We start from the raw sequence: 22,125 nt of genomic DNA, 5'->3' as shown, positions 1-22,125 counted from the left end.
GCCGGGAGCAGGGCCGGGAGCAGGGCCGGGAGCAGGGCCAGTAGCGTGATTTGCCATTACGAATTCAGAGAGTAATTTTTTTGTAGCAAGAGCTCAAAACTCTGGGAGCGACCCGAAAACCAAACAAATAATTCAAAGCCAGCTGAAAGGGGGGGGATAACAGCACCAGTTCCTGACAAAGCTTTCAAGACCAGGCTTTAGCCTTGGCGGCTCTGAATGATCAGCTGTGTCCCTGCGCTTCACCAACAGCCTCACCAGCCGCACCGAAGCGTTCGAGCCCCTCACCGCGGGCAAAGCAAGCATTTATTGCTGCGGCGTGACGGTCTACGACCTCTGCCACCTGGGCCATGCCCGCAGCTACATCAACTGGGATGTTCTGCGCCGTTATCTGATCTGGCGCGGGTACAACGTCACCTACGTCCAGAACTACACCGACATCGACGACAAGATCCTCAACCGCGCCAATGAGGAGGGCATCACGATGCAGGCGGTGAGCGACCGCAATATCGAAGCGTTCGAGGTCGACATGGGGCGTCTAAATATTCTGCCGGCCGACCGAATGCCTCGGGCCACCGGCTGCATCGAAGGCATCCAGACACTGATCAGCGAACTGGAATCCAAAGGAGCCGCCTACAGCTCAGACGGTGATGTCTACTTCGACATTTCGAAGGCCAAGAACTACGGCAAGCTCAGCGGCCGCGACCCCAACGACCAGCAGCAAGGAGCCAGCGGTCGAACCGCTGATGGAGAGGAAAGCCGCAAGCGTCATCCCTTTGATTTCGCCCTGTGGAAGGGGGCCAAAGCCGGAGAACCCAGCTGGGAATCCCCCTGGGGGCCAGGCCGCCCGGGCTGGCACATCGAATGCTCAGCGATGGTGCGCCAGGAACTGGGGCAAACCATTGACATTCACCTCGGTGGCGGAGATCTGGTGTTCCCGCACCACGAAAACGAGATTGCTCAATCGGAAACCGCCAACGGCACAACCCTGGCGAAGCTATGGATGCACAACGGCATGGTCAATGTCGGTGGCACCAAGATGTCCAAATCGCTCGGCAACTTCACCACCATCCGCGCCTTGCTGGACAGTGGAATCTCGCCGATGACCCTGCGCCTGTTTGTGCTGCAGGCCCACTACCGCAAACCCCTTGATTTCACCGCCGAGGCCCTTGAGGCCGCAGCCACCGGCTGGAAGGGTCTGAATGCAGCCCTGAGCCTTGGCGATCGCCACGGCGCGAGTCTCGGCTGGAGCACGGCCGCACCGCTCACAGAGGGCGCCATCACGGCCGATGGAGGTCCAGTCGACACCGCTCTGGTGGAGCTCGAACAACGCTTCATCAGCGCCATGGACGATGACCTGAACAGCTCGGGCGGACTGGCCGTGCTGTTCGATCTGGCCAAGCCCCTGCGGGCCCTCGCCAATCGGCTGGAACGGGGGGATGACGCCGCCCTGCCTGAGCCGGAGTTGAAGGATCTGGAGGGGCGTTGGCAGCTGCTGCGACACCTGGGGGCGGTGCTGGGACTGCGCTCAGAAGCGGAAGCCGCCACCAGCCTCGACGACGGCGCCATTGATGCAGCCATTGCGGCGCGCAAGGCAGCCAAAGCAGCGAAGGATTACGCCGAGGCCGACCGGATCCGGGGAGAGCTCGCCGCCCAAGGGGTGGAGCTGATCGACAAACCCGGCGGGGTGACGGAGTGGATCCGCGCCTGATCCCGGCAGACTGAACCCCGATCCTGTTGCTCCCCATGCTCTGGCTGAAGAAGCTGAACTTCATGGAAACCGCCAAGCTCGAGATGGAGCTGATGAAGGCCCTTGATGCCGGCGAGGATCTTGAGGCGAAGCTCACGACTCAGAAGCAACTGGCCGCGTCCACGGGCGATGCGGAGCAAGCCTGGAAAGCAGAGGTGTGGGACAAGATGCTGCAGAGGATTCGCAAGATGGAATCCATGCTCAATTCCTCGGATCAGCCGTAGGCACTCGCCAGGTGAATCCCCTCAGCTGGGGATCAGATCAATCACGCTGATCACCAGACCAACGGCGATCACTGGCGGCGAAATCCAGCGCAGCATCACCAGCAGAAAGCGCTGCAGCCAGATCGGGCTCCCCGAATGGCTGAGCTCCTCCTGAAAACGGGCGGGAAGCACCCAACCCAGCAACAGGGCCAGGAGCAAGCCCCCCAGAATCAGCAGCAGGCCCCCGAACACGGAATCCATCCAGCCGAGAACCTCCATGGAGGTGGCCGCTGGAAGACCGGCCACAAAGATCAACGCCGCGGACACCCAGACGGCCCGGGAGCGGCTCCACCCCAGGCGATCGATCAAACAGGCCACCGGCACCTCCAACAGCGACACCGCTGAGGTGATCGCTGCAATCAGGGCCAGAGCAAAAAAGAGCACCGCCACCAGCTGACCTGTGGCGCCCAGCGAGCCCAGGCCCGTGGGCAGCGCGATGAAGATCGTGCCCAGGGTGGAGCCACTGATCACATCCTGGAGGCCAAAGCTCATCACCACGGGGAAGGTGACCATGCCGGCCAGCAAGCCCACAGCGGTGTCCATCCCCACCACCGCCACGGCTTCCCGCGGCAGGTGGGCGCGCCGGCTCAGGTAGGCCGAATAGGCCAGGATGCAGCCGATGCCCGTGCCAATCGAGAAGAAGGCCTGGGTGAAGGCATTGCGAATCGTGGTGGGGTCCTGCAGCTGGCTGTTGTCCCAGCGGAGCAGGAAGGTGCGATAGCGCTCCGAGGCCCCATCAAGACCAGCGGCCCATACGGCAAGGCCAATCAGCAGCACAAACAACAGCGGCAGCCCCCATCGGGACAACCGCTCAATGCCTCCGCGCACGCCGGCCGCCACCACAGCAGCAGTCGCCACCAGGCTGAGCAGCTGGCCGATCAAGGCGGAGCGGCCGCCACTGAGGCCTGCGAAAAAGGCTTCCGCTGAAGCGATATCCGCCGGGAGCCCCTGGGTGAGGGTCTGCACCAGGGTGGCCCCGGTCCAGCCCATCAACACGGCATAGAAGGCCAGGATTCCACTGGCCGCCAGCACGAACAGCCAGCCCATCGGCTGCCAACGGCGACCGGCGGCCGCCACTGGCGCGAGCAGGGGGCTTTGGCCGGTGCTGCGCCCCAGCACCATTTCGCCCACCAGCACCGGCAGGCAGACCAACAGCACAATCACCACGTAGAGCAGCAGGAAGGCGCCGCCACCTCCCTGGGAGGCGCGGTAGGCAAAGCCCCAGAGATTGCCCAGACCCACGGCACTGCCCGCAGCTGCAAGTACAAACCCCAGGCCCGATCGCCACTGTTCCTTCGCCATGCGCTCTCCACAAGCTGTCCGCCAGCTTGCCAGCGTTCAACGGTCCTGGTGGGAGACTTGTCGCAACTGCCGGAACAGCATGAAAGCCATCAGCGTGCTGGGATCCACCGGTTCGATCGGCACCCAGACCCTCCAGATCGCTGAGGAGTTTCCAGAGCAGTTCCGCGTTGTGGCCCTCACGGCCGGCCGCAACCTGAAGCTTTTGGTTGACCAAGTTCAGCGGCATCGCCCTGAGGTGGTGGCCCTGGCCGATGCCGATCTCCTGCCCGAACTGCAGGAGCGTCTGCAGGATGCCGGCGTCACAGGCGCTGATGCACCCCAGCTGGTGGGAGGTGCTGATGGTCTCAACGTTGCTGCCGCCTGGGACAGCGCCGACCTGGTGGTGACGGGCATTGTTGGTTGCGCCGGTCTGTTGCCGACCCTGGCGGCGATCCGCGCCGGCAAAGACCTGGCTCTGGCGAACAAGGAAACGCTGATTGCAGCCGGCCCCGTGGTGCTGCCGGAGCTGAAGAAGAGCGGCAGCCGTCTGCTGCCGGCGGATTCGGAGCACTCAGCAATTTTCCAGTGCCTGCAGGGAACCCCCTGGGCTGAAAACGCACGCCTCTCCACCGGCGTGCCCACACCGGGGCTGCGCCGGATTCAGCTCACAGCCTCCGGCGGCGCCTTCCGTGACTGGACGGCCGCCGACCTTGAAAAGGCCACCGTGGCCGATGCCACCAGTCACCCCAACTGGAGCATGGGCCGCAAGATCACCGTGGATTCCGCCTCCTTGATGAACAAGGGGCTGGAGGTGATCGAAGCCCATTACCTGTTCGGCCTGGATTACGACCACATCGAGATCGTGATCCATCCGCAGAGCATCATCCATTCGATGATCGAACTGGCGGATTCCTCCGTGCTGGCCCAACTGGGCTGGCCCGACATGAAGCTGCCGATCCTCTACTGCCTCAGCTGGCCCTCTCGCCTGGAGACGCCATGGCGGCGACTGGATCTCACGGAAGTGGGTCAGCTCAGCTTCCGGGCCCCCGATCCCGCCAAGTACCCCTGCATGGAGCTGGCCTACGCCGCCGGACGCGCCGGCGGCACCATGCCTGCGGTGATGAATGCTGCCAACGAGGAAGCCGTGGCGCAGTTCCTCGAGGAGAAGATTCATTTCCTCGACATCCCAGCCGTGATCGAGGCCGCCTGCGAGCGTCATAAACCCGATCTGATGGCCCAACCCCAGTTGGACGACGTGCTGCGGGTGGATCAGTGGGCGCGAACCGCCGTGCGGGAACAGGTGAACCGCGGCGTGACCCGTTTGCCCATGGGAGCGCTCGCCGCTTAGGCATGCAACGGGTCAGCCATCACCTCCTTCTCTGCGCAACCGCCACCAAAGCCAAATGCTGCGATTCAGCGCTTGGGGCACAAACCTGGAATGAACTGAAGAGCGTTGTTCGCGAACTGAATCTCGAAAAAACGGAACGCCCGGAGGGAATTGTTCTGCGCAGCAAAGCCGATTGCCTCAGAGTATGCGAACGAGGGCCGATTCTTCTGGTCTGGCCAGACGGAATTTGGTACGCCGACGTTTCGCCTGATCGCGTCAAAAGAATCATCGAACAACACATCATCGGCCAACAACCCGTTGAAGAATGGATTCTCAAAAGAACACCATTCGAGACAACCAGTGGCGCCCCTTCAGACGAAATTTGATCCCAAATCAATCCAGCAAAGCATTAGCGAAAGGCTCAATTTGCACCCAAGAGAAGTAACTCTGAGCAAAAGGAACTTGAAATCCAGCCGGAATTCCAAACAACGAAATCCGAACAATTGCCATGGAGATCTTGAGCACCATGCGCCCACAGGTCGCAGCCCAGGCAATTATGATGAAAACCTTAAGCGCCAACAGATGGGCGCTTGTCTTGAGGCTTCCATTTGGCATTTGCAACAGCGAACCGACCCGCAAATCCAGCCCCTGAAGACAGCGCTGAATCAATCTTCTACCCGAGCAAGGCTGAGCTGCTCAGCGCCTTGCCAGCAGAGCTCTCCAAGCTGAGCCCAGCGAAGTCGTGGGCGAGTCTGGCCATGTCTGCTGGGCTTTCGCTTCTGGCCGTCGGCCTGGGAACCCTTCTTCCGATTTCGGCAGCCGCCATCCCCCTCTGGCTCCTCTACGGCGTGATCACCGGCACCATCGCGATGGGCTGCTGGGTGATCGCCCATGAGTGCGGCCATCACGCCTTCCACCCCAACCGCCGGGTTGAAGGCGTTGTGGGCTTTGTGCTGCACAGCATTTTGCTGGTGCCGTACTACAGCTGGGGCCACAGCCATGCGGTGCACCACGCCCACTGCAATCACCTGGAACAGGGAGAAACCCATGTTCCGCCGCGCGCAACGTCACCGATGGGACGAACCACCGAACAGCTCAAGCAGAGGTTGAATCCCACCGTCTTCGGGATCATTTCTCTGTTCAATCACCTCGTGATTGGCTGGCAGCTTTATCTCTTCCTGGGCGCCACCGGCGGCGAAGACTACGACTCCCCCACCTCTCATTTCTGGAATCGCAAGCGCAATTTCAACGGCAAACGCCGTCTTTTCCCGCAGTCATTCGGCAAGTGGATGCTGCGATCCAACCTGGGATTGCTCGCCATGGTTGCCCTGTTGTTCATCGCCGCAGTGCAGTTTTCCCTGCTCCGTGTGCTGTGCGTCTACGGCCTGCCCTACCTGGTGATCAACATGTGGCTGACCACCTACACCTGGCTGCAGCACACCAACACCGATATCCCTCACTTCTCCAACGAAACCTGGACGTGGTCGAAGGGAGCCCTGCAAACGGTTGATCGTCCCTACGGGCCCATCCTCAACCTGCTGCACCATGGAATCGGTTCAACCCACGTGTGCCATCACGTGAATTCATCGATTCCGCATTACAACGCCTGGCGTGGAACCCAACTGCTGAGGCAGAGGTTTCCTGAGCTGGTGCGCTACGACTCCACACCCATCCATAAGGCGCTGTGGAGGATCGCCACACGCTGCGGTGGTGCTGTGTACCAGAACCCCAGCGATCGGGCCTTCTACTACTGAAGCGCGAGGGACCCACAACAAGTGGGGATCACGGCTTAGCCAGCAACAACGTCCCTGAGCCAGGCCGCCGCCAGCTGGTCGCCCCAGCAGCCGTCGCGGCCATGGAAGCCGTTATGCCCTCCCTGTGGCGTGAACAAGGTGCGAATCGCAGCCTCCGGCGGCAGCGCTTCTGCGAGATCCATTGCAGAGGAAGCAGGAACCCAGGGATCATCCAGGGCCTGCAGCAGCAAGGTGGGCGGCATCGCTTTGCAGGCGGGCACCAGATGCTGCAGGGGTGAAGCCTCGCGGTAGTAGGCCTCCACATCCGCAAACCCCCAGCGGGGAGCCGTCACGGCACTGTCGAACTCACGAATCGAACGGGGGGGCGTCGCCTGCAGCTTGGCTTCCTCGTCGGAGCTCACCCCAAAGGGATCTGCCAGGGTCTGACGCACCAACCGCTTGAGCAGCCAGCGTTGGTAGACCCGATTGCGCGGTCGCTCGATCGAGGCGCTGCAGGCCGCCAGATCCAGGGGACTGCTGGCACAGAAGAGGCCATCAAGCACGCCGGGGGAAGCCAGAGCGGCGTTGAGCAGCATCGTGCCGCCCAGGGAGATGCCTGCCCCCAGCAGTGGGCGACCCGCCGCCAAGCTTCGGGCCCAGGCAATCACCGGCAGCAGATCGCTGTTGCAGCGTGCTGCATAGGTGCCACCCGCAAGGTGGCGGCCTGGATCAGCACCGCGCAGGTTGAGGCGCAGCACCGCAAAACCGGCGGCCTGGAGCGCCACACCCATCCGCCTCAGGCCCTCCCGAGAACTGGATCCCCCCAGGCCATGGAGCAGCAAAACCAGGCCCTTGGGGTCTCCTTGCGGCTGATCGAGCAGGGCCAGCAACGACCCGGCCGCCGCCGCTCCACTGGGCAGGGCTGGCACGGGAATTTCAATCGGAACCCCTTGATCGTGGGGAAGATCCACCTCGCGCAGGGTGTCGCGCAGGGTTTGCAGGTCGCCACCGATCCAGGGCCAGCGCTGCTCAAACGACGGAACCCCCAACCGCTCCCGCAGCTGGGGGTTATCCACGCCGCGGGCCATCACTTCTTGCCCAGTCCCAGATCCTTGAGTTCCACCAGGAGATCGCCGAGCACCTTCTTGGCATCGCCGAACAGCATCGAGGTGTTGGCCAGCTCGAACAGATCGTTCTTGATGCCGGAGTAGCCAGCGCTCATGCCCCGTTTCACCACGAACACCGTGCGGGCGTCCTGCACATCCAGAACGGGCATGCCGTAGAGCGGCGAATTGGGGTCGTTCTTGGCCTGGGGATTGACCACATCATTGGCACCCAGCACCAACACCACGTCGGTGGCGGGGAACTCTGGATTGATCTGATCCATCTCCTGCAGCTGCTCGTAGGGCACATCGGCCTCAGCCAGGAGCACGTTCATGTGACCCGGCATACGACCGGCCACCGGGTGAATGGCATAGGCCACATCGATACCAGCGCTCTCCAGCACCCGCGTCACTTCCCTGAGCGTGTGTTGGGCCTGAGCCACGGCCAAGCCATAGCCCGGAACAATCACCACCCGTTCAGCGGCCTCGAGGGTGAGGGCGCATTCCTCAACACTGCAGCTGGTGATGTTGGTGTATTCACCGCCGCCACCGCCTGCAGCGGTCGTGGCACCCAGGGCGCCACCGAACAGCACAGACACCAGGGAACGGTTCATGCCGTTGCACATCACCTGGGTGAGGATCAGGCCAGCAGCACCAACCATGGCGCCGGCCACGATCAGCAACTGGCTGCCCACCACGAAACCGGCAGCGGCAGCAGCCACACCGGAATAGCTGTTCAGCAGGGAGATCACCACGGGCATGTCGGCGCCGCCGATCGGCAGCGTCACCCCGATTCCCAGCAGGCCGGAGGCCACCACCAGCAGCCAGAGGCCCGTGCTCGAATCAGCGTTGCGCAGCATCTCAACGGCACCCACCAGGGATGCCACCGCCAGCGCGATGTTCACGGCATGGCGCGCCTTGCTCTGCATCCAGGCCGGCGTGGACAGCCAACCCTGCAACTTCGCCATGGCCACGATCGAGCCGGTGAAGGTGATCGCACCCACAAACACGGAGACAACGATCGACACCACGGCCACGGGGCCTGCCGCATCGAGGGCCGCCGGGTAAAGCGCAGCAGCCAGAGCCACCAGCAGTGACGACATGCCACCGCAGCCGTTGAAGAGGGCGACCGTCTCCGGCATCGAGGTCATCGGCACCCGCTGGGCGGTGATGGCGCCGAGCACACCACCCACCAACGTTCCGGCGATGATCCAGGTCCAGGCGGCGATGCTGATGCCGCTGGTGCCGAGGTAGTTGATCAGCAGACCCAGCACCGCAAGGCCCATGGCCACAGCGGCCAGCTGGTTGGCGCCCCTGGCGGAACGCACCTTGGAGAGACCTTTGATGCCGAGAGCCAGCAGCAGAACCGCAACCAGCTCGATCGCGTATTTGAGAAGGTCAGACATCAGCGGTTCTCCTTGCGAGCAGGCTTGCGGCTGAACATGGCCAGCATGCGATCGGTCACGAGGAAGCCCCCGATCACGTTGAACAGGGCAAAGCCCAGCGAGACGGAACCGAGCAGCAACAGCACGGTGTTGTCGCCGGCTTTGATAATGGCGGTGAGTGCTGCCAACACGGTGATGCCCGAAATGGCATTGGCACCACTCATCAAGGGAGTGTGCAGGGTGGGGGGAACCTTGCCGATCAGCTCCAGCCCAAGCAGGCTGCCGAGCAGGAGAACCCAGAGGAATTCAACAAACATCAGTTGGCACCTGGGGTAAGGACATCGCCACGACGGATGGTGCCGTCCTGGGCGATCAGACAGCCGGCGATCAGTTCATCCTCGGGATCAAGGCTGAGGACGCCGTCCTTCAGGGTGGGCTCCAACAGAGCCACGAGGTTGCGGGAGTAGAGCGCACTGGCGTGATTGGGAACGCTGCAGGGCAGGTCGTTACCACCGATCAGCTTCACACCTTTGCGATCCACGGTCTGACCAGGAACGGTGTCGGCACAGTTGCCGCCCTGGGCCACGGCCAGATCCACTACCACCGCACCAGGGCGCATCCGATCGAGCATGTCTTCGCTGATCAGACGCGGAGCGCGGCGGCCAGGCACCTGGGCGGTGCAGATGGCCACGTCGGCCTCCGCCAGCTGATCCGACAGCTGCTGACGCTGGGCCGCCAGGAAGGCGTCGGAGGCCTGTTTGGCATAGCCACCGGATTCCGAAGGCTTGTCCTCCATCTCGGGGGGCTCAATGAAGCGGGCGCCGAGGGATTCCACCTGCTCCTTCACCGCAGGTCTGATGTCACTGACGTACACCACAGCACCCAGACGGCGCGCTGTGGCCACGGCCTGAAGGCCGGCCACACCGGCTCCAAGAATCACCACCTTGGCCGGCTGAACGGTGCCCGCCGCCGTCATCAGCATCGGGAAGTAACGGTCCAGCGCGGCGGAGGCCAGCAGCACCGACTTGTAACCCGCGATGTTGGCCTGGGAGGAGAGCGCATCGGCGGACTGCGCCCGGCTGATCCGGGGCAACAGCTCGAGCGCCATGGCTGAAAGGCCGCTGCGCTTCAGGGCGGCGGTCAGCTCTTCGTTGGCGTAGGGGGACAGCAGACCCACCACCAGCGCTCCCTGGCGCAGGCGGGCCAGGGTGGCTGCGCTCGGCGATTGAACGCAGAGAAGAACGTCGGCCTGACTCCAGGCCGATGTGTCTCCCGTCTCAATGAGATCTGCGCCCTGCTCGGCGTAGGCCTCATCGAGGTATCCGGAGGGGGTACCGGCTCCGCATTCGACTGCGACGCTGCAGCCCAACGAGATGAATTTTTTGACCGTGTCCGGCGTTGCCGCGACCCGGGTTTCTCCCGGTGTCGACTCCACCGGTATCAGAAGTCTGGGCAAGGCGAACACAACCACCGACCCAAGCGAGGTTACGAGGTCGCCTTCTCCCGATCAGGAACCTTCCTGAAGAAAGGCCCTCAGTTCTGTCGCTCTTGCTACGTGAAGTGCACCCTCTGTGCTCCCCATGGGTCTCAGCGCAATCGAGTGTCCGGACGGCCTCTGCCACAGCCACCACGGTGGCCATGCCGTTGAACGGGAAACCATGCAGTCCACCCTCCAGTTGCACGGCAAAGACTGGTGTGAACGGCTGGCGGAGCGGATTTATGAAATCTCCGTCGACACCTTTTCGCAAAGCGTGATGCCAAGCCTGCACACGGCCGGCTGGCAGCGACGCCATCTCGACTGGGAGTTCAAGCTCAACGACGGCGAGAGCGAACCCGATCGCACCCTGGTGGACGGGATGATCAACGCCACGGAAAGCTTCCTGCGCAGCAGCGAGGTGCACCACCTGTTCATCCAGGAACTCGTGCAGGGCACCTTCGCGGAGGCCGAAAACGACGACCTGCGCATTCAGGCGGTGCGCACCTTGGTGGAGACCGAGATCGTGGCGATGCTTGAGGAGCACAAAGAGGAGCTGCTGGATCGGCTCGCTCAGCAGCTGCTGGACACCGCCAAGGGGGATTTCACGGCAGCTCGCTCCGCCTCGGAGGAGGCCTTGAAGGAAGTGGAGCACCTGGTGGTCAACCACGCCGAAGCGCTCTGAAGCAGGCGCTCTAAAGCAAGCGCTGATAATCCAAGACGTGCTGCCGGATCAGACGATCGGCAGCACTTCCTGTTCGAGGCCGGCGGCCCCGTTCACCTCTCCGCGGCGGTGCAGGACGCGGGCCCGAAGAATCAACGGATCGATGTCGCATTCGAGTTGCCAGCAGCCATCGAGCTGGTCGCGCTGCTGATCGAGGGGGCTGCTGAAGAAACGACGTTGGGCCATGGCGATGGGCGGGACCCGATCCCGATGGAGCTGATGGCCGGACGGTAGAGATGCCACGGCGCAAAGGAATGGTTAAAAAGACTCATCTTCCCGGGAGGTGATATCTCAGCCGTCAGCTTCAACCTCCCGGCCAGGCAAACCACGAACGAGGCCCAGGCACGCCAGGTTCAGCAAAAGCAGGTTCAACCAAGACACGTTCAACCAAGGCAGTGGCAGCAACAGCTGATTCAGCTGCTGCGGCGCAGGCTCGAGCTCGAGGGCAGCAGCCGCGACCTGCTGGTGTTTGCCGGCCCCGGGGCAGGCAAAACCCTCGGAGCGTTGCTGGGATTCCGCGCCATGCGTGATCAAGGCCGACTGGACCATTTCCTGGTCTTCTGCCACCGGACCTCAATCCTCAATCAGTGGAAATCCGCCGCGGCGCGTCTTGGCTTGCGGCTGGAGGAGTGGCCCTGCCCGCCGGAGCAAAGCCAGGACGCCGATGGCTTGCTGGTGACCTATCAGGGGGCCGGTCGCCAGCGCGAGGCTCTGGGGGCACGGCTCGAGCAATGGGGCCTGAGCGCCTGCATGGCGATCGCCGATGAGGCCCACCATCTCGGCGTTGATCCCGACGAACCGGATGCCACCGCCTGGGGGCAGACCTTTCTGGAGCTGACAGGCAGCGTGCGGCTGCGCCTGGGGCTCACGGGCACCCCCTTTCGTGCCGACAACCTGGCGTTCTGCGCCGCCCGGCGCATGCGGGTGCGGCTCGATGACGGCGGTTGGGTTGAGCAGATCCAACCGGATCTCTGCGTTGAACCCAGGGACTTGATCGCCGCAGGGGATGTGCGCCCCCTGGAGTTCCGTTTTCAGGACGGCTGGGTGGAACACAGCCGCGAAGGCCAACCCGACCGCGACGTTTCCCCCCTCTCGGCGGAGCAACGGGAAAGCTGGCGCGCGCGAAACCTGCGGCGCGCCATTCGCCTGGCCGACAGCAGCAGCATTGGCCAGCAGGTGCTGCTGCGCGCCCAGCAGAAGCTGAACCAGTTGCGTGAGCGACAACCGCAGGCTGCTGGTCTTGTGATCGCCCGCGACATCAGCCACGCCGAAGCCATCAGCCGGGTGTTGATGGACGACGGCAACCGGGTGGAGTTGATCCATTCCCAGAGCCCACAAGCCACGGAGCGCTTGAACGCCTTCCAAAGCGGTGACGCCGATTGGCTGGTGAGCATCGACATGTGCGCGGAGGGCTTTGATGCGCCACGTCTGCGGGTGGTGGCCTACCTGACCACCGTGGTGACTCGGAGCCGGTTTGTGCAGGGCATCACCCGGGCTGTGCGGATGACGCCTGAACTGGCCGCCCGTGAAGCCATTCCCAGGGAAGCCTCCTACGTCTTTGCTCCAGCAGACCCACTGCTGATGGAGTACGCCCGCTCATGGTCGGTGGCTGAGCCCTACGTGCTGCGGCCTCAGGAGCAGGAGGCCGAAGACGAGCAGCCGGGGGTTGGCGCCTGGCGCGGACCGAGCCTTCCCCTGGAAGCGGTGGAGGACGGAGCCGGCGCTGTGATCCGGCTGAAAACGCCCGAATTGCCCGCTTTTTTGCAGCGCTGAGCACAGCATTGGCCAGAGGAAAATGCGAATTTGTGCAAATGGAGGGCTGAAAGGGACCCCCGATCCGCCAACCTGATCAACATCGAGGAGACAGTCATGGACGCCGCAATGGAACGCCGGATCGTCGTTGCAACGGGCTGGGCATCCACGCGCATCGCAGTCCTGGACAAGGAAGAGCGCTATGAAGACAGTTATGCGATAACGCAAGAATTCTGCGAATGGATCACATGCATCGGCGAAAACGTGGAGATGCTTGAGGCCAATGTTTTGGCAGCTCCGCTCAACCCGAGCAAACGGCGTCCAATTCACGACCCCAGCTCCAACGACTCACAAGTTGAAATCTGAAGTTTTTCTTAAATTATTCTAAATCTCATTCATTCATTTCCAAGCCTTCGCTCACGTCGGCTTCCAGCAGGGCTTTAGATTTAACTCATAGTCAGTTCGCTTAAGAGGTGGGTCAAGCCGGTACGGATCACATCGAAAACCTGGTCATCGTTGGGTCAGGGCCAGCCGGGTACACAGCCGCCATCTACGCAGCACGGGCCAACCTTCAACCGCTGCTGATCACTGGGTTCCAACGCGGTGGCATCCCCGGTGGCCAGCTGATGACCACCACCCATGTGGAGAATTTTCCGGGCTTCCCTGATGGTGTGCTCGGGCCCGACCTGATGGACCTGATGAAGTCCCAGGCGGTGCGTTGGGGCACCCACCTGCTGGAAGCAGATGCGGACAGCATTGATCTGAGCTCCAAGCCCTACCGCATTGAGGTCGAGGGACAGACCATCCGCACCCACGCCCTGGTGATCGCCACCGGCGCCAGTGCCAACCGCCTCCAACTTCCCTCGGAGCAAACCTTCTGGAGCAAAGGCATCAGTGCCTGTGCGATCTGTGACGGCGCCACACCGCAGTTCCGCAATGAGGAACTCGCCGTGGTGGGCGGCGGCGACTCCGCCTGCGAGGAGGCGGTGTACCTCACCAAGTACGGAAGCCATGTGCATCTGGTGGTGCGCTCCGACAAACTCCGCGCCAGTGCCGCGATGGCTGATCGGGTGTTGGCCAACGACGCGATCACGGTGCACTGGAACAGTGAGATCGAGGACGTGAGCGGGGACGACTGGATGCAGTCGATGACCCTGCGCAATCGCATCGAGGCCAGTTCATCCACCATCGCCGTTAAGGGGCTCTTCTATGCCATCGGCCACACCCCCAACACCGATCTGCTTCAGGGGCAAATCGATCTGGACGACAAGGGTTACCTGACAACGCAACCCGGACGACCGGAAACGTCCATTGAAGGCGTCTTCGCGGCCGGCGATGTGGCCGATGCCGAATGGCGACAGGGCATCACCGCAGCTGGCAGCGGCTGCAAGGCGGCCTTGGCAGCGGAGCGCTGGCTGAGTCACCACAACCTGGCCACCCGGGTGCAGCGTGAGCAGGTGGAGCCAGCGGTGGCGGAACGTCCTGTGAATGTGGATGTCACCACGGAAGCCACCTACGACCCCCAAGGGCTTTGGCAGAAAGGGAGCTTTGCCCTGCGCAAGCTGTATCACGACAGCGCCAAGCCGCTGCTGGTGATTTACACCTCACCGAGTTGTGGACCTTGCCACGTGCTGAAACCCCAGTTGCAACGAGTGATTGAAGAACTGGATGGATCCGCCCAAGCCGTTGTGATCGACATCGAAGCCGATCAGGAGATCGCTGAACAGGCCGGAGTGAACGGCACACCCACGGTGCAGCTGTTCCACAACAAGGCCATGGTGAAGCAGTGGCGCGGCGTGAAGCAGCGCAGTGAATTCAAAGCTGCGATTGAAGCTTGCCTTCAGGCTGCTGCCTGAGGGCGACAGCCCTCAGCGGCGGCGCGGTCCACCGGGGCGGTTGCCGCCGGGACGCCCGCCGGGAGCACCGGCATTGCGCTCGCGGTAGGTGATGCGGCCGCGGGTGAGGTCGTAGGGGCTGATCTCCACCAGCACCTTGTCACCCGCGAGCAATTTGATCCGGAACTTGGTGAGCTTTCCAGCGGCTCTGCAGAGGCATTGATGGCCAGCAGGCTGCTCGAGGGTGACCAGATAGAACCCGTTGCCCTGTTCCTTCTCGATCACGCCCGAGGTTTCGATCATGCGCTGGTGGCCAGTTCTGTCTTGCTGCAGTCAGTTTAGAAGGCCACTTGCACCCCGCAGAGGCAACACAGCACTTAGGCTCCAACGCCGACACACATCCTCCTGCCGTGATTCTCCCCCCGTTGAGCCTGGATCTCGGCCTGCTGTTGATCTCCATTGGCGTGGTCAACCTATGGAGGATGCGCGAAAACGCAAGCTGACTTGACGACGCTGCTGCTGAATAAACCCTACGGGGTTTTGAGTCAATTCACGCCGGAGGAGGGAAGCCGCTGGCGTTGCCTGAGTGACTTTGTTGATGTGCCCCAGGTGTACGCCGCGGGTCGACTCGATGCCGACAGCGAAGGGTTGCTGATCCTCACCAGCAACGGCCGACTGCAACAGCGCCTCACCGACCCTCGAGTTGGCCACTGGCGCAGCTACTGGGCGCAGGTGGAAGGCACTCCCAACAACACTCAACTGCAACAGCTCTGCGATGGCGTTGTGGTTCAGGGGCGCCGCACCTTGCCGGCGAAAGCGCTCTGGCTTCAGGGCCAAGACCAGCCACAGTTGCCCGAACGAACACCTCCGATTCGTTATCGCGCTGCGATTCCCACCAGTTGGTTGCAGCTGTCCCTCACCGAGGGGCGCAACCGGCAGGTGCGCCGGATGACGGCGGCTGTTGGCCTGCCGACGTTGCGCCTGGTGCGTTGCTGCATCGATCTGATGGACAACGGACCACCGCTGGACCTCACGGACCTTCAACCCGGCAGTTGGCGTGCGGTGACCGCAGCTGAACAGGAACGGCTCAACCGCCTGATCAGCAGCAGCTCGAGCGCTGGTGCTCAGCGGGGAGGACATCAGCGGGGAGGGCACCGACGAGGGTGACCGCCCGGAATTCAATGCCCTCCACCACACGCCAGGGCTGCTCACTGCGATCGGCGTAGCGAACCTGCTCAAAGCCAAGAGCTTCGAATGCCTCGAGGAAGGCCTGCTCCTGCCAGGCGCCGCTGATGCAGCCGCTCCAGAGATCAGGGTCCTGCTGCAAACGCAGGGGCACCTCCTGATCGCAAACGATGTCGCTGATGGCAACGCGACCACCGGGGGCCAGCACCCGGCGAATGTTGCCCAGGAGCCTGTCGCGTGCCGACGGGTTCACGAGGTTGAGCACACAGTTGCTCAGCACCACATCGATCGAACCGTCAGCGATCAGGGGTTCACCCGTTGCCGTGGGGGCATCCAGGGCTTCGATGGCCCCATCAACAAAACGGACGTTGTCGAATCCCACAGCTGAAGCAACAACCGGGATGGCTTCACGCGACAAGGCCAGCATGTCGGCGTTGCGGTCCACACCGGTGACGCGGCCGGATGCCCCAACAATTTGGCTGCAGATGAAGGCGTTTTTGCCGCTGCCGCTGCCCAGGTCGAGCACGCGATCCCCCTGCTTCACCCAGCGGGTTGGGTCACCACAGCCGTAATCCCTCTCAACGACAGCATCAGGAATCACCTTGAGCAGGGCAGGGTCGAAGCCGACCGGGGTGCAAAGACAGGCTTCCTGCTCTTGGGCAGCAGCCCCATAGCGGGCTTCCACAGCCTGGGTTTGATCCAGAGACTGGGGCACTGGGGACGAACAACACGATTCCGCCATCAGCCGATCGCCTCCTGCAGCTCACGCACCACATTCCACTGGCCGTACCAGTAGTTGGCCTCAGCCCGTCGGTCGGGGTCCTCCACACCATCCACCGCGTCAGGGCCCACCGACTTCCACAGCTCATGGCCACAGACGCGGTTGAGGCCTTGTTCCGCCTCATCTGACAACAACTGCAGACGCCGCTGCAGATTTTTGAGCTGAGCGACAGCCATCAGAACTGGATCAATTGAGGCGATAGTACAAAAGAACCAAGAGGGATCAAGGTTCAGAAGGGCAGCTTTTTCTTCGCGTCCTTGTCGAGATCAGCCTCCATCTCGCGCAGGCGCTTCAGGATCGTGTCGTAGTACTCACCGATGTAGCCCTCCATATCCGTGGTCTCCGAGGCCTCAAGACCGAAAGCGGCGTAACTGTTCTGCATGGGGGCATCCAGGGTCTGACCGCTGCCGGTGACCTCAGCGAAAGCCAAACGCTCCGCCACGTTGACTGCGGGTTCAAAGAAGGACGCCACTCCCTGCATCAGGTTTATCAGGACGGGCTGCACACGAAACACGCGGGCTGTCTTGCCACTGCAGCGTTCACAGAGCTGCACCAGTTCGCCGGTGTTCCAGGCCTTGGGGCCAACGACCGGGTAGGTGCCACGCACAGTTTCTTCCCGCTCGAGTGCCGCGACGGCGAAGCGGGCCATGTCCTGGGTGTTCATGTAGGCAATGGCCGTGGGGCTGCCACTGACCCACACGGTCTGGCTCTCCAGAACAGGAATGGCGAACTGACTGATCACCCCCTGCATGAAGGCGGCGCCCTGCAGGATCGTGTAGTCGAAATCTGACGACTCCAGCAGCTTCTCCGTGCAGGCCTTGATGTCCATCAAGGGAACGTTGCGGTGCTGATGCGCGCCCAGCAGCGAGAGAAAGACAAAACGCTTCACCTCTGCCCGCTCACAGGCCCGGAGCAGATTGAGCTTTCCGTCCCAATCCGTTTCGTAGATGCTGCGGGGGTCGTTGGGGCGGCTGGTAGATGCATCGATCACGGCATCCATGCCCTCGAGGGCGTAATCGAGGCTGTCGGGCTCCAACAAGTCACCCCGGGTCAGCTCACAACCCCATTCCTGGAGAAAGGCAGCCTTGCGGGGGGTCCGCACCATGCAGCGCACCTGGTGACCGGCATCAAGGGCACGACGGGCAATCTGTCGTCCCAGGGTGCCGGTGCCACCCACCACAAGCACTTGCATCGGAGCCTTCCTCACGAAGGGTGGAGCCTAATGGCCCCAGTACCAAAGCGACTGCTTCAGTCGTCGCCCTGCAGTTTCAGCAGCAGAGCACCACCAGCGAGGCCGACGGGAATCAAGACCCAGAAGATCGCAGCAGTTCCAAAAATCTCAGCAGCCATGGTCTGGGCAAAGCGATCACCTGCCCATTTAAATCCCTTCCCCCCGCAGGCTGGCGCAGATCTGTAACAGCTGCGGTAGTTCCGCATCAGTTCGCACCTGGCCAGGCATGACGCCACTGGCACTGGCGCAATAACCCGCCGCCTGGAGCGCCTGCACCAATGGCTCAACAGCTGCTGGGCCGCCGATGCCCAGCCGTCGGGCCAACTCATCGGTGGGCCAGACCGTGGGGCGATCGCCGGGATCCGCCTGCAGGCGCTGCATCAATCGAAGGGTGGCGGAGCTGATCTGCTGACGCCCCAGCTGTTGAGCCTCGGCAATCAGCTGCTGCAACACCTTCGGCTCCTGCAAGGGACCGATCCACAGCGGGCCGCTGATGCTCCAGCGCCCCCGCCCAGCCACGCAATCACAGGCGGGCCAGCCGCTGAGCTTGAGCAGGGGCTGCACCCGCTGGGCTCCGCAGCATTCGCAACGGGCCACCAGCCCCAGCTTCTGTTCATCGCCCGCGGGGATTTGGCGCCGCAGGCGTAGGGCGAGGCGAAAGGTGCGGCCTTCACTGAAGCTGAACAGCGGCTGCAGTCCACGGCCGAGCATCCAGGCCTGCCGCGCCACCAGCCCGATCTGCTGCCGCAGGGCCATTTCCCAGCTGGAAGGATGGGCGCGAGCGGCAGCCCCAAGGCTGCGGATGGCGCCCGGCCGGTCATGGCCGGTGGGGGACCGACCATCCGTGGAGGCCAGAAACAACAGGCCGTCAAAGCGCAGAGCCTGAAGGGCCGGCTGGATTAGAGGCCCAGGAGCACCAAAGGCATCAAGGTCGATGAAATCGAACCAGTGGCGCTCAACAATCGAGCGGTGCAGCAGCAGGTCTGCAGCCTCAGCCGTGAGCCGGGTTGAACACCCCAGCCCCGCCGCATTGGCCTGGATCAGCGGCAGCCGGTCGGGATCCCCATCGTTGATCCAGAGCTCCGTTTCAACGGCCGGGTTGGCCAGCGCCTCCAACCCCCAGCGCAGGGCCCTAATCCCGCAACCGGCCATCAGATCAAGCCAGCGCAGGGGGCGCGTTGCGTGGAGGCTTTGGTGACGGGCCAGCAACACCGAAAGGTCCCGGGCCGGACGCGACTCAGGCCTGAAAAAGCCTGGGCCAAGGCTGAGCTGAGCCAAACCTTCGCGATAGTGATGATCGGTTGAGGTCAGAAGGGTGCCGCCTGCTGCTGTCCAGACTGCCGAGTGGGGTGTCCAGAGCACCTGGCAGTGGAGGAGCTGGCCCTGCCACTGGCGGGTCAGCGGCCCTGAAGCCGGCCCTGCCCTGCTGCTGTTGCACGGGTTCGGCGCCGCCAGCGGACACTGGCGCCACTGCGCGCCTCGCCTGGCTGACCAGGGCTGGCGGGTCTACAGCCTGGACCTGCTGGGTTTCGGCCAATCCGCCCAGCCGGCGCGGCCGATGGACAACCGGCTCTGGGCCCTGCAGGTGTGCGCCTTCCTCGACCAGGTGGTGCAAGGGCCAGCGGTGGTGATCGGCAATTCCCTGGGGGGCCTGACCGCACTCACCGCGGCGGTGCTGGCGCCGAACCGGGTGCGGGCGGTGGTCGCCGCGCCCCTGCCGGACCCTGCCCTGATTCAACCGCTGCCGAAACGACGGGCGCCCTGGCGGCGGCGTTGGCAGCGGCGCCTGCTCGCCCTGGTGCTGCACGTGCTCCCACTTGAACTTGTGGTGCCCTTGATCGCGCGCACGGGCCTGCTCAAAGCCGGGCTTCAGGGGGCCTACTGTCAGTCGATCCAATCCGACCCGGAGCTGCTGCAGCTGATCGCCCGTCCTGCCCGGCGCCCCACAGCAGCCCGGGCCCTGCGGGGCATGAGCCTGGGGATGGCCAACCGTCCCCGAGGCGCCACCGCCCCAGCCCTGCTCGAGCAACTGCGGGGGCCCATGCTGCTGATCTGGGGCCGTCAGGATCGATTTGTGCCCCTGGCCATCGGGGAATCCGTGGCCGCCAGCCACCCAGAACTCGAGCTGAAGGTGCTGGATCGCTGCGGCCACTGCCCCCATGACGAAGCGCCTGATCGCTTCCTGGCTGTGTTGTTGCCCTGGCTGGACCGTAACTTGGGAGGACCAGACCGGCAGGGGACGACCAGCGGCGATGAAACACACCCTTTCGGTGGTGGTTGAAGACGAATCCGGCGCACTCAGCCGGATCGCAGGACTCTTCGCCCGACGCGGCTTCAACATCGACAGCCTGGCTGTCGGCCCAGCAGAGGCCGAAGGGCAATCTCGCCTGACCATGGTGGTGGAGGGCGATGACCAGACGCTCCAGCAGATGACCAAACAGTTGGACAAGCTGGTGAATGTGCTTCAGGTGCTCGACCTGACCCAGCGCCCGGCCGTGGAACGGGAGCTGATGCTGCTCAAAGTTTCAGCACCGGCAGCATCCCGGGGCGCCGTGATCGAACTCGTTCAGGTGTTCAGGGCCAAGGTTGTGGACGTGGCCGATGAAGCCCTGACCCTGGAAGTGGTGGGGGATCCCGGAAAGCTGGTGGCCCTTGAACGGTTAATGGCCCCCTTCGGCATTCTCGAAATCGCCCGCACCGGCAAGGTGGCCCTGGAGCGGGCCTCAGGCGTGAACACCGAAATGCTCAAGGTGTCTCCCAGCCAAAGCCGGGTGCCGGCCTGAGTTACTGCGTTATCGCAGCCTTGGTGATGCGATCTCCTTGCTGGATCGCATCCACCACCTCCATGCCGTCCACCACACGGCCGAAGACGGCATAACGTCCGTCGAGTTCCGGCAAGGGACGCAAGGCCACATAGAACTGGGCGCTGGCGGAGTCAGGAGCCTGGGAGCGGGCCATGGCCACCGCTCCACGCTCATGGGTCAACTCCAGGCCATCAAGTTCTGCCGGATTGGTGCTGACCCTGCTGTAGCGGGGCTGCGGCTCGGATCGGAACTTGATCTCAAGCGGGATCATCCGCGCCTGGCCGTTGTCGGGATCCACAAAACTGCCGGTACCGAGCTGCCCCAGGGGAACCGATCGATCACTGGATTGCGGATCGCCCCCCTGCGCCACAAAGGGAACGGGCTCGCGAACAACGCGGTGGAACACGGTGCCGTCGTAGGTGCCGCGCCGCACAAGATCGATGAAATTGCCGGAGGTGAGGGGTGCGGCATCGCCGTTCACTTGAATCGTGAACTCGCCCTGGCTCGTCTGCATGGTGACGGTTGCCAGGCCCTGCAGGCAGGCCGCCTGAGCATCAGCACAACCGGTCACCACCGAAGCGCGCGGGGAAGGGCTGCAACTCACCAACAACGGGATGAGCAGCAACAGCGCCCAGGAACGAAGACGACGCATCGGATCAAAGACCCTCAAGGTTGACGCCAAGGAAGCGGGCCAGTTCAGCACCGTCCTTCTCCAACTGAGCCAGAGGAAGCGGTTCACCAACGCGGGTGAGCGGCATGTCACGGCGTCCCTGGATTCTCAGGGCGACGCGGCGGCGCGCATTGAAGCCATCGCGCACCTCCACCTTCACCGCCTTGACGTCTTTAAGCGGAATTTCCACCAGAACGGGTTTGCGGAAACCACGGCGGCTGATGGTCACCACGCCGGCATCTTTATCGAAGCGATTGCTGCCGCCGCCAACGTTCACGGCGATCACGTACCAGAGGTAAGTGGCCAGCAACGCCGCAGCCAGGCTGTACAAGCCCATCACCAGTCCCTGGGGCACGAACACCAGCGCAGCGGGGTGCCCCAAGGGGAGCAGGTCGCGACCGAGGTAGCTCGAGAGCGAAGCCAGAAGGAAGCCCACGCCCCCAATCGTGACGGCCGAAGCCACCAGAAAATTCGAGAGACGACGGGAGCCGAGCACGGGTTGCTCGAGCACTGCTGCGGACATGACCCAGCCAGAACGAAGCGCCATTGTGACCGCAGAAAGGCCCCGACGACAAAATAGGAAAAAATCCCTAAGAAACAGAGCGATACAGGGCGTTTCAGCTCACACAAATCAGCCCCGCAGGTCGCGTGAAGATTGTTAAGGTCGCGGCGTATCCCACAGCCTGCGGCTTTCCGCACCGTTCACCTCTCATGACGATCGCTGTAGGACGCGCGCCACAGCGGGGATGGTTTGACGTCCTCGATGACTGGCTCAAGCGCGACCGCTTCGTTTTTGTCGGCTGGTCCGGCATCCTTCTTCTCCCAACGGC

At 63.1% G+C, this 22,125-nt stretch carries 27 protein-coding genes and 1 pseudogene; 13 read left to right on the top strand and 15 right to left on the bottom strand.

What is annotated here, in order from left to right:
• Positions 1–226 precede the first annotated feature (226 nt).
• Entirely contained in the window at positions 227–1,708 is a 1,482-nt protein-coding gene (cysS, locus tag NCN05_RS11255; RefSeq protein ID WP_250398146.1) for a cysteine--tRNA ligase, read from the top strand.
• Positions 1,709–1,743: 35 nt separating this feature from the next.
• Positions 1,744–1,971: a hypothetical protein gene (locus NCN05_RS11250; RefSeq protein ID WP_115132925.1), complete on the top strand. Its 228-nt coding sequence runs from the start codon at positions 1,744–1,746 to the stop codon at positions 1,969–1,971.
• Between the two features lie 21 nt (positions 1,972–1,992).
• Here NCN05_RS11250 and NCN05_RS11245 read toward each other — a convergent pair whose 3' ends face one another.
• Complete coding sequence (locus NCN05_RS11245; protein ID WP_250398145.1) at positions 1,993–3,312, bottom strand: sodium-dependent transporter; 1,320 nt, start codon at positions 3,310–3,312, stop codon at positions 1,993–1,995.
• Positions 3,313–3,391: 79 nt separating this feature from the next.
• On the opposite strand from NCN05_RS11245, the gene NCN05_RS11240 reads away from it, so the two are divergent.
• Together NCN05_RS11240 and NCN05_RS11235 are read left to right on the top strand one after the other, a co-directional pair.
• Positions 3,392–4,639: a 1-deoxy-D-xylulose-5-phosphate reductoisomerase gene (locus tag NCN05_RS11240; protein ID WP_115081898.1), complete on the top strand. Its 1,248-nt coding sequence runs from the start codon at positions 3,392–3,394 to the stop codon at positions 4,637–4,639.
• A 2-nt stretch (positions 4,640–4,641) separates the two neighbouring features.
• Positions 4,642–5,004, top strand: coding sequence for a (2Fe-2S) ferredoxin domain-containing protein (locus NCN05_RS11235; RefSeq protein WP_250398144.1), 363 nt, complete (start codon positions 4,642–4,644; stop codon positions 5,002–5,004).
• Positions 5,005–5,011: 7 nt separating this feature from the next.
• On the opposite strand, the gene NCN05_RS11230 is transcribed toward NCN05_RS11235, so the two are convergent.
• A complete protein-coding gene (locus NCN05_RS11230; RefSeq protein ID WP_250398143.1) occupies positions 5,012–5,287 on the bottom strand; it encodes a hypothetical protein in 276 nt (91 codons plus the stop codon).
• Positions 5,288–5,376: 89 nt separating this feature from the next.
• On the opposite strand from NCN05_RS11230, the gene NCN05_RS11225 reads away from it, so the two are divergent.
• Positions 5,377–6,372: a fatty acid desaturase gene (locus NCN05_RS11225; RefSeq protein ID WP_250398142.1), complete on the top strand. Its 996-nt coding sequence runs from the start codon at positions 5,377–5,379 to the stop codon at positions 6,370–6,372.
• Positions 6,373–6,407: 35 nt separating this feature from the next.
• Here NCN05_RS11225 and NCN05_RS11220 read toward each other — a convergent pair whose 3' ends face one another.
• From NCN05_RS11220 to NCN05_RS11205, 4 genes are read right to left on the bottom strand one after another with little or no spacing between them, the layout of a single operon-like run.
• The gene (locus tag NCN05_RS11220) at positions 6,408–7,439 is read right to left on the bottom strand and encodes an alpha/beta fold hydrolase (RefSeq protein WP_250398141.1); all 1,032 of its coding nucleotides are present in this window, start codon (positions 7,437–7,439) and stop codon (positions 6,408–6,410) included.
• On the bottom strand, positions 7,439–8,860 hold the full coding sequence (locus NCN05_RS11215; protein WP_115161301.1) for an NAD(P)(+) transhydrogenase (Re/Si-specific) subunit beta: 1,422 nt from the start codon (positions 8,858–8,860) through the stop codon (positions 7,439–7,441). Before NCN05_RS11215 ends, NCN05_RS11220 begins: the two co-directional genes overlap by 1 nt.
• A complete protein-coding gene (locus NCN05_RS11210; RefSeq protein WP_011364925.1) occupies positions 8,860–9,156 on the bottom strand; it encodes an NAD(P) transhydrogenase subunit alpha part 2 in 297 nt (98 codons plus the stop codon). Before NCN05_RS11210 ends, NCN05_RS11215 begins: the two co-directional genes overlap by 1 nt.
• Positions 9,156–10,295, bottom strand: a complete 1,140-nt coding sequence (locus NCN05_RS11205; protein ID WP_250398140.1) for a Re/Si-specific NAD(P)(+) transhydrogenase subunit alpha — start codon at positions 10,293–10,295, stop codon at positions 9,156–9,158. The genes NCN05_RS11210 and NCN05_RS11205 overlap by 1 nt, the downstream gene beginning before the upstream one ends.
• Positions 10,296–10,419: 124 nt before the next feature.
• Between NCN05_RS11205 and NCN05_RS11200 the strand changes: the two genes are divergently transcribed.
• On the top strand, positions 10,420–10,998 hold the full coding sequence (locus NCN05_RS11200) for an EF-1 guanine nucleotide exchange domain-containing protein (protein WP_250398139.1): 579 nt from the start codon (positions 10,420–10,422) through the stop codon (positions 10,996–10,998).
• A 48-nt stretch (positions 10,999–11,046) separates the two neighbouring features.
• Here NCN05_RS11200 and NCN05_RS11195 read toward each other — a convergent pair whose 3' ends face one another.
• On the bottom strand, positions 11,047–11,280 hold the full coding sequence (locus NCN05_RS11195) for a hypothetical protein (RefSeq protein WP_136975370.1): 234 nt from the start codon (positions 11,278–11,280) through the stop codon (positions 11,047–11,049).
• Between the two features lie 45 nt (positions 11,281–11,325).
• On the opposite strand from NCN05_RS11195, the gene NCN05_RS11190 reads away from it, so the two are divergent.
• The 3 genes from NCN05_RS11190 to trxB all read left to right on the top strand — a co-directional run bounded on the left by NCN05_RS11190 (position 11,326) and on the right by trxB (position 14,645).
• On the top strand, positions 11,326–12,810 hold the full coding sequence (locus NCN05_RS11190; protein ID WP_250398147.1) for a DEAD/DEAH box helicase: 1,485 nt from the start codon (positions 11,326–11,328) through the stop codon (positions 12,808–12,810).
• Positions 12,811–12,906: 96 nt separating this feature from the next.
• Positions 12,907–13,155, top strand: a complete 249-nt coding sequence (locus NCN05_RS11185) for a DUF8673 family protein (RefSeq protein WP_250398138.1) — start codon at positions 12,907–12,909, stop codon at positions 13,153–13,155.
• A gap of 107 nt (positions 13,156–13,262) precedes the next feature.
• The gene (gene trxB / locus NCN05_RS11180) at positions 13,263–14,645 is read left to right on the top strand and encodes a thioredoxin-disulfide reductase (RefSeq protein ID WP_250398137.1); all 1,383 of its coding nucleotides are present in this window, start codon (positions 13,263–13,265) and stop codon (positions 14,643–14,645) included.
• A 12-nt stretch (positions 14,646–14,657) separates the two neighbouring features.
• Here trxB and infA read toward each other — a convergent pair whose 3' ends face one another.
• Positions 14,658–14,927, bottom strand: coding sequence for a translation initiation factor IF-1 (gene infA / locus NCN05_RS11175; RefSeq protein WP_006041809.1), 270 nt, complete (start codon positions 14,925–14,927; stop codon positions 14,658–14,660).
• 201 nt (positions 14,928–15,128) lie between these two features.
• Here infA and NCN05_RS11170 point away from each other — a divergent pair, with 201 nt between their 5' ends.
• A complete protein-coding gene (locus NCN05_RS11170) occupies positions 15,129–15,791 on the top strand; it encodes a pseudouridine synthase (RefSeq protein ID WP_250398136.1) in 663 nt (220 codons plus the stop codon).
• On the opposite strand, the gene NCN05_RS11165 is transcribed toward NCN05_RS11170, so the two are convergent.
• From NCN05_RS11165 to NCN05_RS11145, 5 genes are read right to left on the bottom strand one after another with little or no spacing between them, the layout of a single operon-like run.
• A complete protein-coding gene (locus tag NCN05_RS11165) occupies positions 15,724–16,551 on the bottom strand; it encodes a methyltransferase domain-containing protein (RefSeq protein WP_250398135.1) in 828 nt (275 codons plus the stop codon). The two genes, NCN05_RS11170 and NCN05_RS11165, sit on opposite strands and share 68 nt — an antisense overlap.
• Positions 16,551–16,766: a DUF8669 family protein gene (locus NCN05_RS11160; protein ID WP_114988609.1), complete on the bottom strand. Its 216-nt coding sequence runs from the start codon at positions 16,764–16,766 to the stop codon at positions 16,551–16,553. The genes NCN05_RS11165 and NCN05_RS11160 overlap by 1 nt, the downstream gene beginning before the upstream one ends.
• A gap of 53 nt (positions 16,767–16,819) precedes the next feature.
• Positions 16,820–17,782: an NAD(P)H-binding protein gene (locus NCN05_RS11155; protein WP_250398134.1), complete on the bottom strand. Its 963-nt coding sequence runs from the start codon at positions 17,780–17,782 to the stop codon at positions 16,820–16,822.
• Positions 17,783–17,838: 56 nt separating this feature from the next.
• Positions 17,839–17,940, bottom strand: coding sequence for a cytochrome b6-f complex subunit PetM (gene petM / locus NCN05_RS11150; protein ID WP_011364936.1), 102 nt, complete (start codon positions 17,938–17,940; stop codon positions 17,839–17,841).
• A 28-nt stretch (positions 17,941–17,968) separates the two neighbouring features.
• Positions 17,969–19,099, bottom strand: a complete 1,131-nt coding sequence (locus tag NCN05_RS11145; RefSeq protein WP_250398133.1) for a N2,N2-dimethylguanosine tRNA methyltransferase — start codon at positions 19,097–19,099, stop codon at positions 17,969–17,971.
• A gap of 37 nt (positions 19,100–19,136) precedes the next feature.
• Here NCN05_RS11145 and NCN05_RS11140 point away from each other — a divergent pair, with 37 nt between their 5' ends.
• Together NCN05_RS11140 and ilvN are read left to right on the top strand one after the other, a co-directional pair.
• On the top strand, positions 19,137–20,102 hold the full coding sequence (locus NCN05_RS11140; protein ID WP_250398132.1) for an alpha/beta fold hydrolase: 966 nt from the start codon (positions 19,137–19,139) through the stop codon (positions 20,100–20,102).
• The gene (gene ilvN, locus NCN05_RS11135; RefSeq protein WP_011364939.1) at positions 20,074–20,604 is read left to right on the top strand and encodes an acetolactate synthase small subunit; all 531 of its coding nucleotides are present in this window, start codon (positions 20,074–20,076) and stop codon (positions 20,602–20,604) included. The genes NCN05_RS11140 and ilvN overlap by 29 nt, the downstream gene beginning before the upstream one ends.
• Before the next feature lies 1 nt (position 20,605).
• Here the strand turns inward: ilvN and NCN05_RS11130 are convergent, their stop codons facing one another.
• Together NCN05_RS11130 and NCN05_RS11125 are read right to left on the bottom strand one after the other, a co-directional pair.
• On the bottom strand, positions 20,606–21,277 hold the full coding sequence (locus NCN05_RS11130; protein ID WP_250398131.1) for a peptidylprolyl isomerase: 672 nt from the start codon (positions 21,275–21,277) through the stop codon (positions 20,606–20,608).
• A 4-nt stretch (positions 21,278–21,281) separates the two neighbouring features.
• A complete protein-coding gene (locus tag NCN05_RS11125) occupies positions 21,282–21,818 on the bottom strand; it encodes a photosystem I assembly protein Ycf4 (protein ID WP_115009215.1) in 537 nt (178 codons plus the stop codon).
• A gap of 188 nt (positions 21,819–22,006) precedes the next feature.
• Between NCN05_RS11125 and NCN05_RS11120 the strand changes: the two are divergent.
• Positions 22,007–22,125, top strand: a pseudogene (locus NCN05_RS11120) (photosystem II D2 protein (photosystem q(a) protein)); the annotation flags it as partial.

This window comes from Synechococcus sp. MU1651, assembly GCF_023630635.1.
In the GTDB taxonomy this organism is placed as follows: domain Bacteria; phylum Cyanobacteriota; class Cyanobacteriia; order PCC-6307; family Cyanobiaceae; genus Parasynechococcus.
The sequence above is the reverse complement of the archived record's forward strand: the minus strand, read 5'-3'. Positions and strand labels throughout refer to the sequence as shown.

What these genes read in the sequence shown, in the direction of transcription:
- NCN05_RS11250 (WP_115132925.1), top strand. Translation starts at nt 1,744, where the DNA reads ATGCTCTGGCTGAAGAAGCTGAACTTCATGGAAACCGCCAAGCTCGAG.
- NCN05_RS11245 (WP_250398145.1), bottom strand. Translation starts at nt 3,312, where the DNA reads ATGGCGAAGGAACAGTGGCGATCGGGCCTGGGGTTTGTACTTGCAGCT.
- NCN05_RS11240 (WP_115081898.1), top strand. Translation starts at nt 3,392, where the DNA reads ATGAAAGCCATCAGCGTGCTGGGATCCACCGGTTCGATCGGCACCCAG.
- NCN05_RS11235 (WP_250398144.1), top strand. Translation starts at nt 4,642, where the DNA reads ATGCAACGGGTCAGCCATCACCTCCTTCTCTGCGCAACCGCCACCAAA.
- NCN05_RS11225 (WP_250398142.1), top strand. Translation starts at nt 5,377, where the DNA reads ATGTCTGCTGGGCTTTCGCTTCTGGCCGTCGGCCTGGGAACCCTTCTT.
- NCN05_RS11220 (WP_250398141.1), bottom strand. Translation starts at nt 7,439, where the DNA reads ATGGCCCGCGGCGTGGATAACCCCCAGCTGCGGGAGCGGTTGGGGGTT.
- NCN05_RS11215 (WP_115161301.1), bottom strand. Translation starts at nt 8,860, where the DNA reads ATGTCTGACCTTCTCAAATACGCGATCGAGCTGGTTGCGGTTCTGCTG.
- NCN05_RS11210 (WP_011364925.1), bottom strand. Translation starts at nt 9,156, where the DNA reads ATGTTTGTTGAATTCCTCTGGGTTCTCCTGCTCGGCAGCCTGCTTGGG.
- NCN05_RS11200 (WP_250398139.1), top strand. Translation starts at nt 10,420, where the DNA reads ATGGGTCTCAGCGCAATCGAGTGTCCGGACGGCCTCTGCCACAGCCAC.
- NCN05_RS11185 (WP_250398138.1), top strand. Translation starts at nt 12,907, where the DNA reads ATGGACGCCGCAATGGAACGCCGGATCGTCGTTGCAACGGGCTGGGCA.
- infA (WP_006041809.1), bottom strand. Translation starts at nt 14,927, where the DNA reads ATGATCGAAACCTCGGGCGTGATCGAGAAGGAACAGGGCAACGGGTTC.
- NCN05_RS11165 (WP_250398135.1), bottom strand. Translation starts at nt 16,551, where the DNA reads ATGGCGGAATCGTGTTGTTCGTCCCCAGTGCCCCAGTCTCTGGATCAA.
- NCN05_RS11160 (WP_114988609.1), bottom strand. Translation starts at nt 16,766, where the DNA reads ATGGCTGTCGCTCAGCTCAAAAATCTGCAGCGGCGTCTGCAGTTGTTG.
- NCN05_RS11155 (WP_250398134.1), bottom strand. Translation starts at nt 17,782, where the DNA reads ATGCAAGTGCTTGTGGTGGGTGGCACCGGCACCCTGGGACGACAGATT.
- petM (WP_011364936.1), bottom strand. Translation starts at nt 17,940, where the DNA reads ATGGCTGCTGAGATTTTTGGAACTGCTGCGATCTTCTGGGTCTTGATT.
- ilvN (WP_011364939.1), top strand. Translation starts at nt 20,074, where the DNA reads ATGAAACACACCCTTTCGGTGGTGGTTGAAGACGAATCCGGCGCACTC.
- NCN05_RS11130 (WP_250398131.1), bottom strand. Translation starts at nt 21,277, where the DNA reads ATGCGTCGTCTTCGTTCCTGGGCGCTGTTGCTGCTCATCCCGTTGTTG.
- NCN05_RS11125 (WP_115009215.1), bottom strand. Translation starts at nt 21,818, where the DNA reads ATGTCCGCAGCAGTGCTCGAGCAACCCGTGCTCGGCTCCCGTCGTCTC.